This is a genomic window from Rhodanobacter sp. TND4EL1 (assembly GCF_054061035.1).
The window spans coordinates 25634-38873 of the sequence record NZ_JBSSDT010000005.1; the positions used below are offsets into that span (position 1 = coordinate 25634).

The 13240-nt window shown below is 64.4% G+C and carries 11 protein-coding genes and 1 pseudogene; 7 read left to right on the top strand and 5 right to left on the bottom strand.

All coding sequences use genetic code 11. From position 1 onward, the window contains the following. Nucleotides 1–38 precede the first annotated feature (38 nt). On the top strand, nucleotides 39–1916 hold the full coding sequence (locus ACVWWQ_RS15470) for a potassium transporter Kup (protein ID WP_133951360.1): 1878 nt from the start codon (nucleotides 39–41) through the stop codon (nucleotides 1914–1916). Nucleotides 1917–1984: 68 nt separating this feature from the next. On the opposite strand, the gene ACVWWQ_RS15475 is transcribed toward ACVWWQ_RS15470, so the two are convergent. Beyond that, a complete protein-coding gene (locus tag ACVWWQ_RS15475) occupies nucleotides 1985–2554 on the bottom strand; it encodes a manganese efflux pump MntP (protein WP_133951362.1) in 570 nt (189 codons plus the stop codon). A 543-nt stretch (nucleotides 2555–3097) separates the two neighbouring features. Here ACVWWQ_RS15475 and ACVWWQ_RS15480 point away from each other — a divergent pair. Further along, entirely contained in the window at nucleotides 3098–4507 is a 1410-nt protein-coding gene (locus ACVWWQ_RS15480; RefSeq protein WP_133951364.1) for a M20/M25/M40 family metallo-hydrolase, read from the top strand. Between the two features lie 182 nt (nucleotides 4508–4689). Here ACVWWQ_RS15480 and ACVWWQ_RS15485 read toward each other — a convergent pair whose 3' ends face one another. Beyond that, nucleotides 4690–5700, bottom strand: a complete 1011-nt coding sequence (locus ACVWWQ_RS15485; protein WP_133951366.1) for an AraC family transcriptional regulator — start codon at nucleotides 5698–5700, stop codon at nucleotides 4690–4692. 311 nt (nucleotides 5701–6011) lie between these two features. Between ACVWWQ_RS15485 and ACVWWQ_RS15490 the strand changes: the two genes are divergently transcribed. From ACVWWQ_RS15490 to ACVWWQ_RS15500, 3 genes are all read left to right on the top strand, one after another. Next, nucleotides 6012–6614: a DUF1326 domain-containing protein gene (locus ACVWWQ_RS15490; RefSeq protein ID WP_133951368.1), complete on the top strand. Its 603-nt coding sequence runs from the start codon at nucleotides 6012–6014 to the stop codon at nucleotides 6612–6614. A gap of 369 nt (nucleotides 6615–6983) precedes the next feature. Beyond that, nucleotides 6984–7388, top strand: a complete 405-nt coding sequence (locus ACVWWQ_RS15495) for a DUF2182 domain-containing protein (RefSeq protein WP_166669772.1) — start codon at nucleotides 6984–6986, stop codon at nucleotides 7386–7388. A gap of 92 nt (nucleotides 7389–7480) precedes the next feature. Beyond that, complete coding sequence (locus ACVWWQ_RS15500; RefSeq protein WP_133951372.1) at nucleotides 7481–7771, top strand: hypothetical protein; 291 nt, start codon at nucleotides 7481–7483, stop codon at nucleotides 7769–7771. On the opposite strand, the pseudogene ACVWWQ_RS15505 reads toward ACVWWQ_RS15500, so the two are convergent. Continuing rightward, nucleotides 7750–8492 (bottom strand): annotated as a pseudogene (locus ACVWWQ_RS15505) (DNA-formamidopyrimidine glycosylase family protein). The gene ACVWWQ_RS15500 and the pseudogene ACVWWQ_RS15505 overlap by 22 nt on opposite strands. A gap of 144 nt (nucleotides 8493–8636) precedes the next feature. After that, nucleotides 8637–9698, bottom strand: a complete 1062-nt coding sequence (locus ACVWWQ_RS15510) for an SDR family oxidoreductase (protein ID WP_208321632.1) — start codon at nucleotides 9696–9698, stop codon at nucleotides 8637–8639. Between the two features lie 73 nt (nucleotides 9699–9771). Here ACVWWQ_RS15510 and ACVWWQ_RS15515 point away from each other — a divergent pair, with 73 nt between their 5' ends. Together ACVWWQ_RS15515 and ACVWWQ_RS15520 are read left to right on the top strand one after the other, a co-directional pair. Continuing rightward, entirely contained in the window at nucleotides 9772–10263 is a 492-nt protein-coding gene (locus ACVWWQ_RS15515) for a DUF6496 domain-containing protein (protein WP_133951376.1), read from the top strand. 124 nt (nucleotides 10264–10387) lie between these two features. Next, complete coding sequence (locus ACVWWQ_RS15520) at nucleotides 10388–10582, top strand: hypothetical protein (RefSeq protein ID WP_133951378.1); 195 nt, start codon at nucleotides 10388–10390, stop codon at nucleotides 10580–10582. Nucleotides 10583–10864: 282 nt separating this feature from the next. Here ACVWWQ_RS15520 and ACVWWQ_RS15525 read toward each other — a convergent pair whose 3' ends face one another. Further along, the gene (locus ACVWWQ_RS15525; RefSeq protein ID WP_208321633.1) at nucleotides 10865–13210 is read right to left on the bottom strand and encodes a PAS domain S-box protein; all 2346 of its coding nucleotides are present in this window, start codon (nucleotides 13208–13210) and stop codon (nucleotides 10865–10867) included. Nucleotides 13211–13240: the final 30 nt, after the last annotated feature.

A 13240-nucleotide genomic window follows, 5' to 3' on the forward strand; every position in this document is an offset into this window, starting at 1 on the left:
CCGGGACCGGTGGAAACCCGTGCCGCCGGGCGTCCTGCATGAGCAATGATCCGCAAAAGCGCCGGCTTGCCGCACTGGCACTCGGTGCCGTGGGCGTGGTCTACGGCGACATCGGCACGAGTCCGCTTTACACGCTGAAGGAAGTGTTCGGCGAGCATGGCGTGGCGGCCACCCCGGCGAACGTGCTGGGCGCGCTCAGCCTGGTGTTCTGGTCACTGATCATCGTGGTGTCGATCAAGTACGTGCTGTTCATCATGCGCGCCGACAACCGCGGCGAAGGCGGCATCATGGCGTTGCTGGCGCTGGCCCAGCGCAGCTCGCGCCACGTACCGCATCTGCGCATGAGCCTGATCGTGCTCGGGCTGTTCGGCGCGGCGCTTTTCTACGGTGACGGCGTGATCACGCCCGCGATCTCGGTGTTGTCCGCCGTCGAGGGATTGAAGGTGGCGGCGCCCGCCCTGGAGCCGTGGGTGGTGCCCATCACGATTGGCGTGATCATCGGCTTGTTCCAGTTGCAGAAGCACGGCACCCATCGAATCGGTGCGGTGTTCGGCCCGGTCTGCGTGATCTGGTTCCTCAGCATCGCCGGCCTTGGCGTCGTGGGCATCGCGCGTCATCCCGAGGTGCTGCTGGCGCTCAGCCCGAGCTACGGCGTCAACTTCTTCCTGCGCAATCATGCCGAAGCCTTTTTCGCGCTGGGCGCGGTGGTCCTGGCGGTTACCGGTACCGAGGCGCTGTACGCGGACATGGGCCACTTCGGCAAGCGCCCGATCCAGCTGGCCTGGTTCAATTTCGTGCTGCCGGCGCTGGTGCTGAACTACTTCGGCCAGGGCGCGCTGATCCTGCATGATCCCGACGCGGTGGCCAACCCGTTCTATCACCTGGTGCCGCGCGTCATGCTGTATCCGATGATCGCGCTGGCGACCGCTGCCACCGTGATCGCCTCGCAGGCGGTGATTTCCGGCGCGTTCTCGATGACGCGCGAGGCCATGCAGCTGGGCTACATGCCACGCATGCGGGTGTTGCACACCTCACACGACATGGCCGGGCAGATCTTCGTGCCGTGGATCAACTGGACCCTGCTGATCCTGATCGTGGCGGCCGTGCTCGGCTTCCGTTCGTCGGACCACCTGGGCGCCGCCTATGGCATCGCGGTCACCGGCACCATGGTCATCACCACCTTGCTCGCCCTGGTGGTGGCGCGCTACCAATGGCGCTGGCGCCTGCCCGCCGTGATCGCCACCGGCGCCTGCCTGCTCACCGTGGATCTGGCCTTCTTCAGCGCCAATCTGGTCAAGGTGGAACACGGCGGCTGGTTCCCGCTGGCGCTGGGCTTGTGCGTGTTCGTGATCATGACCACCTGGCGCCGCGGGCGCGAACTGGTGGTGCGCGAAATCCAGCAAGGGGGCCTGGCGCTGGCGCCGTTCATCCGCAACCTGGACGGTCACCCGCTGGTGCGTGTGGCCGGCACCGCCGTGTTCCTCACCGCCAACGCGAACGCGATTCCGAGCTCGCTGCTGCACAACCTGAAGCACAACAAGGTGCTGCATGAGCGCAACGTGTTGCTGACGGTGGAGACGCTGGAGACGCCGAAGGCCGATCCCGCCGAGCGGCTGGAATGGACGGCGCTGGGCGAAGGCTTCATCCGGCTGCGCCTGCGCTTCGGCTTCAGCGAGGATCCGAATGTGCCGCTACGGCTGGCGCAATGTGGCGCTACCGGCCTGCCGTTCGACATGATGGACACCACGTTTTTCCTGTCCCGCGAAACCGTGGTGGCCGGTCGGCATGCCAACGGCATGGCGGCATGGCGCGACCGCTTGTTCGCGTTCCTCGCGCTCAATGCGCTGTCCGCGACCGCGTTTTTCCAGATTCCCGGCAATCGGCGGATCGAACTGGGTTCGGAAGTGGAGATATGAGGCCGGAGTGCCGGTTGCATCGATGAACCCGCAGCTGCCGCTGCATTCCATCGAGAAAACGGCTTCTTTCATCCGGCCGTGAGGTGCTCGTACAGGATCGCCGCGCCCACACCGATCAGGATGACGCCGCCGATCATTTCGGCGCGCTTGCCCACCATCGCGCCCAGCACGCGGCCGAGCATGACGCCCAGGGTGACCATGCTGAAGGTGCACAGGCCGATCACCACCGCCACCACGGCAATCGGCACGTCGACGAAAGCCAGCCCCACGCCCACCGCCATTGCGTCGATGCTGGTGGACAGGCCGGTAAGCGCGAGCCCCAGGAAGCCGTGCTTCTTGGCTTCATCGACCGGCTCATCCGACTCCGGCCTCACGCCGTTCCAGATCATGTGCAGCCCCAAGGCCAGCAACAGGGCGAACGCCACCCAGTGGTCCCACGCTTCGATGTAGCGTGACGCGCCGCGGCCCAGCAGCCAGCCGACCACCGGTGTGATCGCCTCGATCACGCCGAAGATCAGGCCGGCGCGCAGGGCCTGGCTGAGCCGGGGTTTGGCCATCGCCGCGCCCTTGCCGATGGCCGCGGCAAACGCGTCGGTGGACATGGCAAAGCCGAGCAACAGGATGGAAAAAGGATTCATGCGTGGTCTCGAACGACGGGGCTGGGCACAACGGCGCAACGACGCGCCCCACCGCCGTGGCGTCGTCAGCCGCTGGTCTCGCCAACCGGGATCGGTGTCTCCGCCACGGCAGGCTTGCCGAGCATGTTGACGAAGACGCCTCGTCGCAACGAGGCAGGCTACTCCCCAAGGGGTATCGCGCTGCCGGCATCACCGGCGGCGCGGCGGCAAGATTAGCACGCTCGCTCAGCAAGCCATCGGCATACCCGACCAGGGTCGAACCCGGGCTACCGATCCCCCACTCACCGTTCACGCCTTCGTGTTCACGCCTTCGTGTTCACCACTCACCGTTCACCGTTCACCGCTCACCCTGAGCGTAGGCGCGCAGCGCCGAAGTCGAAGGGTATCCCCCTGGTGCTTCGACTCCGCTTGCTGACGCAAACTAGGCTCAGCACGAACGGGCATTGGTGGCCAGGGTTCTGCACGGGCATAGTCGGCACAGGCAGGCAGGCAAGCCGCCGCGCATACTCGGTCATCACACACGACACGCAGCGGGGATCCCGAATGAAATCAGCACGAACCGTCGGCTCCGCCATGGCGGCCGCCCTGTTCTTCTGCGTCGGCATCAGCCTGACCCACGCCGGCACGCGGTCCGACGGCAGCGCCGCCGCACTGCCTGAAACCATGGCCATGCTGAAACACGCGATCAGCATCCCTACCGTCGAAGGCCAACATCAGGTGCCGGTGCTGGCCGCCTATCTGGCCGACCAGCTGAAGGCCGGCGGCTTTGCCGCCAGCGATGTGGAGATCATTCCGGTCGGCGAAACCGCCGCCCTGGTCGCGCGCTATCGCGGCACCGGCAAAGGCAAACCGATCCTGCTGTCCGGCCACATGGACGTGGTGGCCGCAAAGCGCCAGGACTGGACCCGCGACCCGTTCACCCTGATCGAGGAAAACGGCTATCTCTACGGTCGCGGCACGGCGGACATGAAAACCGGCGTGGTGGTGCTGGTCGAAACCCTGATCCGACTCAAGCGCGAAGGTTTCAAACCCAGCCGCGACTTGATCCTGCTGCTGTCCGGTGATGAAGAGACCGCGATGGCCTCCACCCGCGAACTGGCCAGGCGCTATCACGACGCCGAATTCCTGCTCAACGCCGACGCCGGCGGCGGCACCCTCGATCCCGATACCGGGAAGCCGGTGCTGTACCAGATCCAGGCGGCCGAAAAGACCTACGCGGATTTCCAGATCGCGCTGAGTTCGGCGGGTGGTCACTCCAGTGAGCCCAACAAGGACAACGCGATCTACCGGCTTTCGCGCACTGTCGATCGTGTCGCCGCCTACGCGTTTCCGCCGCAGAGCAACGACATCACCCTCGCCTCGCTGCGCGCACTCGGCGTCCACACGCCCGGTCCGCTGGGCGCCGCGATGACCCGGTTCGCCGCCCACCCCGACGATGCCGCCGCTGCGGCCACGATCTCCGCCGAACCTGCCTATGTCGGCCAGATCCGCACCACTTGCGTGGCCACCATGCTCAACGGCGGCCATGCGCTCAACGCGCTGCCGCAAAGCGCCAGCGTCAACATCAACTGCCGCATCTTCCCCGGCACCACGGTCGACAGCGTGCGCGACACCCTGGTCAAGGTGATCGACGACAAATCCGCCACCGTCACCGTGCTGCCGCCACCCCCGGTTGAAAGCCCCGCCTCGCCACTGCGAGCGGACGTGATCGCCGCTGTCACCGACGCCGTCCATGCGCGCTACCCCGGCGTGGAAATCGTCCCCGGCATGTCCGCCGGCGCCTCCGACAGCATGTACTTCCGCAACGCCGGCGTGCCCAGCTACGGCATCGATGCTGCCTTCACCAAACCCGACGACACGTTTGCGCACGGGCTCAACGAAAAGCTGCCGGCTTCCGAAGTGGAGGCCGGGCTGGAGTTCTGGCATCGGGTGCTGGTGCAGTTGGCGAAGTGACCGATCTGCGGGGTAGCGTCGACCTTCGAACCATCGCGGCCCGTGCCGAACAACGGCTTTCGCAATGCCCCTGCGGATGAGCTTGCCCTGACCGACAGGCCCACAGATCGGCCTGTCAGCGCGTGGCGTGTGTGGAACGGATCGAGCACGACGTTTGAGCAAGGAATCATGCCGTCCGTGCTCTACCGATCACGAACCTGCCGCTCGTGTCGTCGTGGCGCCGATCCGCTTTCAACCTCTTTCGCCTGGTCCCGCCGCCACGTGGCCGGCGGCGTACCGAAACGGCGTCTGAAAGCGCGCTGAAACGCAGCACTGGATTCGTAGCCAATTTCGTCCGCCACACTGGCCATGCTCTTGCGGCTTTCACTGAGGCGGTGTGCCGCCAGCTGCATGCGCAACCCCGTCAGATAGTGCATCGGTGGTTCCCCGATGACCTCGCGGAAGCGTTCGGCAAGGACGGAACGCGAGCTGGCGGTGACGCTGACGAGTTTTTCCACCGACCAATGGCGGCAAGGCATCTCGTGCATGGCTTGCAGGGCACGCCCGACCAGCGGATCGCGCAAGCCGGCCAGCCAGCCGGTGGCCGTCGCCGGCAACGACTGCATGTGCAACCGCAAGGCCGCGATGAACAGGAGTTCGGCGAGCCGTCCCCGCAGGCCCGCAGCCCCCGGGTCGTCGTCGAGAGCATTGGCGACGGCATAGGGGACCAGCGACTCCATGCACGAACCCAGATCGACATCGAAGATGGGCGGCAACGAGAGACACAGTGGCTTGAACGCACGACGGTCGCAGCCAAGGAATCCGCACAACAACCTGGTCGGTTCGCCGGGCCCGTTGTCGAAACGGGCTCGCCGGACTTCGAGCAGGGGACGGCCACCCAACATCGCCGCGAAAGGTACCGTTGCACGCCCGGGCTGATCGCAAAGTTCGTGGGGTTCATGGTGCGCAATGACCACCGCATGGCCGGCGGGCACCATGGCCCAGTCGTACGCAGCGAGTCGAATCCAGCACTGACCCTCCAGCACGATGTGGAAGGCGATGACCTGGTTGGTGCCTGATGGCAGCAGCGGTGCGAATTTCGCCACCGTGGGCTGCGCCGCAACTCCCCAAGGCCCCTTCACTTCGACCTGGAAAATCAGCGCGCCAGTCAGGCGCACCAGTGTCAGTACATCGGAAAGCAGGTCGCTGGCCATCGTCGGCCTCCGCGGGCCGGGGTTCCGGGCATCTCGGGCGGACTCCAAGTCATTGCCCAGGACATCGCGCCTGCCGAGACTACTCCAACGCCGTCCGAATGGGCGGCGAATGAAGCCGCGGATCACGGCTCGACAGCGGCGGACAAGTCGAAAATGGCCGTGAGAATCATTGGATGAAGCCTGCCTGCGCTTGTTGCACCGCGCGCCGGGATTCCGTGCGATGGCAGCAAGGCCACTTCAAGGCTTCGTGGAGATTCGCGGCGCGACGAGCATGAGACGACGCGACTTTGCCAGTACGGAGGAAGCAAGCCATGACACGATGGCAACTTGAGGGCAGCTATTTCGAGACCTGCAACTGCGAGGCGGCATGCCCCTGCGTCTTCACCAGCCCGCCAAGTGAAGGCGACTGCACTGTGCTGGTTGCCTGGCATATCGAGCGCGGACAATACGGAGACGTTTCTCTGGACGGACTGAACGCGGCGCTGGCGGTGCATGCGCCCGGCACGATGGTCGCGACCAAGTGGACCGCAGCGGCCTATTTCGACGCGTTGGCCGATGAAGCGCAGACGGCCGCACTGCACGCGATCTTCTCCGGGAAGGCTGGCGGCCATCCTGCCGTGCTGGCTTCATTCATCGGCAAGATCCTGGGCGCCAGAAGCGTGCCGATGCATTACAGGAGCGACGGCAAGAAGCGCAACCTGTCCATTCCCGGCATTGCCGAAGCCGAGGTCGAGCCGATGGAAGGACAAGGCGGTGGGCCGATCACCATTGCCGGACATCCGCTGTGCATCGCGCCGGGTGAACCGGCCAGGGTGGCCCGCTCGAAGCATTTCAGCCTGCCCGACTACGACTGGAAATGGAGACTCTCGGGACGCAACGCCTTCATCAGCCCGTTCGCGTACGCTGCGGATTGAAGCCAATGGCAGTGGCGCCGCAACGGTTCGGCCGTGAGCGCGTCGTGGCGCTGGCTGGTCTCGGGGTGGTAGCCACCATCGGGTGGCTGGTGTTTGTGCACATGAGTACCGGCATGACCGGCATGGAAGCCGCGGCGGTCATGATGACCCGTCCGCTGCCTTCGTCGAGTTCAGGCTACGGGAGCATGGTTGCCATGTGGGCAGCCATGATGACGGCGATGATGGCGCCTGCGGCCAGCCCGGGCCTGTCGGCCTATCTTGTCCTCGCCCGCCGCCAGCCAAAGCAAGACATCGCACTCGCAGCCGCCAGCTTTTGCGCGGGCTACTGGCCGTGTGGTTCGGCTATGCGGTACTGGGAGCGTCCGCGCAGTGGGCGCTCGCCACGATGGCGCTGCTCTCCCCGCAGGCGCGATCGCCAGCACCTGGCTGAGTGCCACCGTCCTGATCGCCGCCGGCCTCTATCAATTGGCACCTCTCAAGCGGGCATGCGTCACGCGCTGCCGCAGCCCCTTGCTGCAACTGATGGACAACTGGCGCGACGGTGCGAACGGCGCGCTGAAACTCGGCTTCCACCAGGGAAGCTGGTGCGTCGGTTGTTGCTGGGCGCTGATGGTGCTGATGTTCGTGGTCGGCGTCATGAATCTGGCATGGATGGCGATCCTGAGCGGGTTCGTACTTGCCGAAAAACTGATGCCCGCTCGCTGGCATCTGGATGTGGTTGCCGGCGTCACGCTGGTTGCATGGGGCGGGTGGTTGCTCGCCGGTGCCGGGTGAACGCATCGACCTTCAAGCTGCCGACAAACCCGGATCCCGTCTGCACTTTTGCCATCTGTTTCCAGCTGAACACGGAACTGCGAGGAAGGCGCATGGCTGATTTCGCCGACCGCTCTCCCGGCAAGGATGACGCCGGTGCCGGCGACCTGCTCCTGGCACTGTTGATTGCATCGGTCGCGGTCCGGCATCGCCGCATGGCCTCGGCGGCCATCGCGACAGTGAACTCCTTCATGCTGCTGATCAGCACGGGCAACCTCGCACCGAGTCACCACCGGGCATCCGTCACGCCGCCGGCCTTCAGCCCGCCTGCTGCTTCGCCCGCGACGGGCCACCAGCAGATAGTGAACGCGTATCCCAACTCTCAGCGTTTGATATCGCGATAAAGCTTTTGACAACGCAAGCAGAAAAAGCTGCGCCGATTGGTCTTGCCCAGATACGCCCGCTTCAGCGGGCTGCCATCGCGCGGGCAGCGACCGCGGTTGTGCACCAGCCAGTGCTTCGCCAGAACGTATGCCTTCTTCCAGGCCAGGAACTCGAACGCGTAAATGCGGGACTGCTCCACCAGCTGCCGCAGCTTGTAGGGAGAAAGCGCACCCACGAATGACTCCGGGTGGATGCGCGTACGGAACAGCACCTCGTTCTGATGTTGCCGACGCCCGCAAACACGTCCTGGTCCAGCAATGCGTCGCAAACCAGGGTTTGCGGCATCTTGCGAAGCCTGGCCCGCGCCAAAGCCGGATCCCACTGCTCCGACATCACGTCGCCGCGCCAGTCGAAGAGCGTGTCCAGATCGCCCTCGAGCAAGCGCACCGAGCCGTTGTAGAAATTGATTTCGCCTTCGTCGAAAACCAGCCGCAGACGTGGCGCCATGTCCCTGCGCTCGTTCATCCGATAGCTGCCGAACATCAGCAGGTGGACCCGGACGGTGAGTTCGCCTGACAGCTGCATGAGGAACTGCTTGCCGAAGCTGCGCACCGCACGGACGCAGTGCCCCGGAAGCCTGTCCATGTCGATCTTCGCGTTGCCCTCGGCCTTGCGGATGGTTCGCCCGGCGAATGCCGCGGCTTGTTCGCGCAGGATGACGATGGAAGGGCCTTCAGGCATCACTGGCTTCCGGAGCTGGTTGGGAGGACTGTGCCGCTCCCGGCGCGCAGGAAAGGTGAACCCTGCGCGCCGGCCGGCGTGAGACTTCCCCGGTCGAGCGAAGCGGCCAGACGCGGAGGCGCGCAAGCAGCATTCCGTCCGGGTCTACGGTGTGGGTCCACCCATTACCGGCAGCACCACGCCAGTGATGTAGCTGGCGCAACTGGGCGCGGCCAGGAACACGTAGGCAGGCGAGATCTCCTCGGGTTGGGCCGGTCGGCCCATGCCGCTGGATTGACCGAAGGTTTGTATCTGTTCGGCGGATTGGTCGGCGGGATTGAGTGGCGTCCATACCGGACCGGGAGCGACCGCGTTGACGCGGATGCCGCGCGAGACGAGGTTGGCTGCCAATGCCTTGGTGAAGGCGTGGATGCCACCCTTTGTCATCGAATAATCAAGCAGCTTGTCGTTGCCGAACAAGCCGGTTTCCGAACCGGTGTTGATGATCGAATCGCCCTGCCGCAGGTGAGGCAAGGCCGCACGCGCCATCTGGAAGTAGCCGTACAGGTTGGTGCGCAGAGTAAGGTCGAAGTGCTCGTCGGTAATGTCTTCCAGCGACGCCGCGTGTTCCTGGAAGGCGGCGTTGTTGACCAGGACCGACAGCTTGCCCAGAGTTTTCACGGTCTGCCTGACGGCCTTGGCACAGAACGCCGCATCGCGGACGTCACCGCGGATCAGCAGGCAGCGTTGTCCCTCGCCCTCGACGTGATCGCGGGATTCCTCGGCATCGGAATCCTCGCTGAGATAGACGATGGCCACGTCGGCGCCCTCGCGTGCGAACAACACGGCCACGGCGCGGCCGATGCCGGAATCGCCGCCGGTGATCAAGGCGACCATGCCCTTGAGCTTGCCGCTGCCGTGGTAGCTGTTGGCCAGAAATTGCGGCCGCGGGTCGAGTTCGCCCTCGATACCCGGTTTGCGCTGGTGTTGTGCCGGCAACGGATTTTCCGGCTTACGCCCGGGCGAAGTCGGGGCCGCCTTCGCCGGTTTCGACTTGCCACGGCTCGACGCCGTCTTCGCCTGCTCCTCCTGGTCGATGGCGGACTGCACCTTGCGTTGGCGCTGAACCACGGCGGCTGTCTTGCTTGAAGTTTTCTTCGACATGGCGCGGACCTTCGGAGGAAAGCCGCAGGCTACTCGTGCCACCCGTAATTCGCGGGTGAACATCCTGGCGCTTCCACTTGACGCATCGTCCACCTTCTGCGGCGTTCAATCGATTCACTGCCGGAGGAGATCTGTCATGCCCGAGAAGAAGACCCGTGAAGCAGCGAAGAAAGACAAACGCGAAGGCAAGTCCGCCAGCACCCAGGCCGGAGAATACGTGCACGAGGAAATCGAGCACGTGAAGCACGGCAAGCATGGAGCGCGTTCGACCAGGCAGGCGATCGCCATCGGCTTGTCCAAGGCGCGCCGTGACGGAGTGAAGGCACCCACCAAGAAAGCTGCCAGCGCCGCGACGAAGAAGAAGGCTTCACAGGACGAGAAGGCTGCTCGGCATCCGCACAAACCGTCCAGTACCCGTTCCAAGGCCACCAAGTCCGCATTGAAGAAGGAAGGTCACGGCGCCGCGTCATCCAGATCGTTGTCGGCACAAGCGAAGAAGGCCAGCGCCAAGCGCACGGCAGGTTCGCGATCGGCGGCCGCCAAGAAGGCAGCCCATACGAAGGGGGCAACGGGTCGCTCGGCGGCAGCCAGGAAAGCGGCGGCAACAAGAAAGAAAAACGCGCAGTGACCGCCGGCCTGTTCCAGCACTGACCCAACCCGCGCTGGGGCGACGAAATGGTCGCCGCAGCGACTGGTCCGGGCGGCCCAACCGCCTCATCCCGTCCGAACCGATCCCGCCAGGAGCAAGTCCCATGCCCAATCAAGACCGCAAAGACACGCCCCACCCGGACGGCGGGAAAGCGCCCGACACAGCGGAGAGCGAGGCAACCCGCCAGCAGCGCAAGGAAAGGGAGAGTGACGATCAGGACGAAGCGCTGGATGAGACGTTTCCGGCAAGCGACCCCGTTTCGCCGTTCATTCCGGCCAAAGTGCCTGATAGCGATTGACCGCCGGCCGGTATATCCGTCAGCGTGATCATGCTGCCATGGTTGGTCCCGCCTGACTCCGAGGTTCACGGCACCGCCATCCCCCTTGCTCTGTTATCCAACCCGTATGAGCGTTGACGGCAAACGGATTCGCCGCAGCCCGAACGGAGCGGTTCCGTGCTTTTCTTCCGCATGCGATGGCAATCCTGCGCATGGCCAGGAATCGCTTCCCACTCGGTCGGCGCGAAATCATCTCGGGCGTTAATTCCGCAGCCTTCATGCCGGCATCGATCCGACCCCCGACTATCGGCCCTGTACGCTCATCAGACTTGCAATTGCGTCGGTGAGATTTTCGGTTCCGAATGGCTTGATCAGCACACGGGTCCGCTCGTCGGGTTGAATGTCGTCCGTAACGCGGCCGGTGATGAAAAGTACCGGCAGACCGGGGTGGGATATCCGAAGTGTCTGCGCCAACCGGGCGCCCGAAGCGCCTGGAAGGTTCAAATCCGTCAGGAGCAGGTCAGCAGGGTCCGCTGCATGCAGGCTGATCGCTGCCTCCGCCGTTCTGGCGTCCATGACCTGATGGCCCTTGCTCTCCAGAATGTCGCGAACCGTGTTGCGGATGAAGGTGTCATCCTCGCAGAGAAGTATACGAAGCGGCTTTGGCGTGGCTGTGGGGCGGGCATCGCCCTTGTGTGAGGAGCCGGGGTTTTCAGGCGGGGCTGCCGCCCGCGAACTGTCGAGCACCTCCCGCACTTTGCGAGCCATTGCCTCATGCGTATACGGCTTGGACAGGAGCTCCAGACCCTCGTCCAGCCGGCCGGCGTGGACGATGGCATTGGCGGTATAGCCCGAGGTGAAAAGCACGGCCAGGTGCGGGATCCGCTCACGCGCCTTGATGGCCAGCTCCGGGCTGCGCAGCGGCCCTGGCATCACCACGTCGGTGAACAGAAGATCCAGCGATATGCCGCTTTCAATGACCGACAGCGCGCTTTGCGCGTCGGAGGCCTGCAGCACGGAGTAACCCAGCTTGCGCAACAACGAAACGGCGGTATCCCGCACGCCTTCGTCATCTTCCACGACCAGGATGGTTTCCGTACCTCCGCGCATCGGCTCGGCCGCGGGCTCCTGCAGACGCTCTTCCGCTTCCTTGCTGCGAGGCAGATAAATCCTGACCGTGGTGCCCTGCCCCGGTTCGCTGTAAATCTTGATGTGCCCACCAGACTGCCGCACAAAGCCGTAGACCATCGACAACCCCAACCCGGTGCCGCTGCCTTCGGACTTCGTGGTGAAGAACGGTTCGAACACCTTGTCGAGCAGTTCGGTCGGAATGCCCCGGCCGGTGTCGGTCACGGCGATGAGCACGTACTGGCCGGCGTTCACATCGTGATGCCGTTGGACATAGTGGTCATCGAGGCAGGCGTTGCCTGCTTCGATCGTCAAGCGACCACGTCCGTCCATCGCGTCGCGCGCGTTGATGGCAAGGTTGAGGATGGCATTTTCCACATTGGCCCGGTCGACCAAGGTGTTCCAGAGTCCACCGGCGATCACGGTCTCGACCTCGACTTCCTCGCCCAGGGTATGCCGCAACAAATCATCCATCCCGCGAATGAGCCGGCCCGGATTGATCACCTTCGGTGCCAGCGGCTGGCGCCGTGCGAATGACAGCAGCTGGGAGGAGAGTTTCGACCCGCGCGAAACGCCCGACATGGCGTTGGCTATGCGGCGCTTCGCACGATCATTCCCGGCAACGTCCTCATTGAGCAGTTGAAGGTTGCCGCTGATGACCTGGAGCAGGTTGTTGAAGTCATGGGCCACGCCGCCGGTGAGGTGACCGATCGCCTCCATCTTTTGCGATTGGTGGAGGGCCCGGCGCATCTCGTCGAGCAGTCTTTCCGCCTCGCGGCTCTCGGTGGCGTCGCGCGTCACCTTGGCAAAGCCGATGGGCTGACCTTCGTCATCGTCAATCCTGTCGATGACCACATGCGCCCAGAACAGCGAACCATCTTTTCGCACGCGCCACGCCTGGTTCTCGAAGCGGCCTTGCTCGCGCGCATTCCGGAGACCGCGCTGTGGCTCACCGGCGAGTTGATCGGCCGCAGTGTAGAAAACGGAAAAGTGCTTTCCGATGATTTCTTCGGGCTCATAGCCTTTGATTCGCCTGGCTCCGGCGTTCCACGAATGCACATGCCCCTCGAGATCGAGCATGTAGATCGCGTAATCCACCACGCCGTGAACCAGTCGACGAAACTGCTCCTCGGTGGATCGTTGCGCTTCGTCTGCGGCCATTCGTCTGGAACGGTCGCGCGTCGTTTCGCCGAAGCCGATGAAGGCGCCGGAGCCATCGTGCACAGCGCGGGTGGTTGTGGACACCAGAACCGTCGAACCGTCCTTGCGCGCCAGCCGGGCTTCGATTAAACGACTGCCGCCGTGCTCGCGACACGCGGTCCTCGCCTCGGCCAATGCCGTTGTCGCATCTCCAGCCACGTAGAGCATGGACGCCGGCATACCTATCGCCTCGTCCGAATAGCCCGTCAGGCGCTCGGCACCACGGTTCCAGGTGGCGATGCGGCCTTGCGCATCAACCAGGTAAATCGCCATGTCTTCGACACTTTCCACCAAAAGCCGGTAGCGCTCATTGCTGTCCATCAAAAGGCCCCATGAAACCATCCGATCACA